At 78.4% G+C, this 301-nt stretch carries 1 protein-coding gene; it reads left to right on the forward strand.

The window, feature by feature from the left end; translation table 11 throughout:
- On the forward strand, positions 1-301 hold a 301-nt coding region (locus SSBG_RS20155; RefSeq protein WP_037870229.1), incomplete at both ends, for a 4-alpha-glucanotransferase.

Raw genomic sequence — 301 nt, forward strand, 5'->3', positions numbered from 1 at the left:
GGAGACGCACGGACCCGACCGCGCCGCCTGGCCGGAGGGCCTCGACGACCCGCGCTCGGCGGCCACCGCCCGCGCGCGCGGCGAACTCGCCGGACGGGTCGCTTTCCACCGCCACCTCGCCTGGCTCACGGAGGAACAACTCCGCGCGGCCCAGCGCACCGCCCGTGAGGCCGGGATGCGCGTCGGCCTCGTCCACGACCTCGCCGTGGGCGTCCACCCCGAGGGCTCGGACGCCTGGGCGCAGCGCGACGTCTTCGCCGCCGGGATCTCCGTCGGCGCCCCGCCCGACGCCTTCAACGCG

This window comes from Streptomyces sp. SPB074, assembly GCF_000154905.1.
GTDB lineage: Bacteria > Actinomycetota > Actinomycetes > Streptomycetales > Streptomycetaceae > Streptomyces.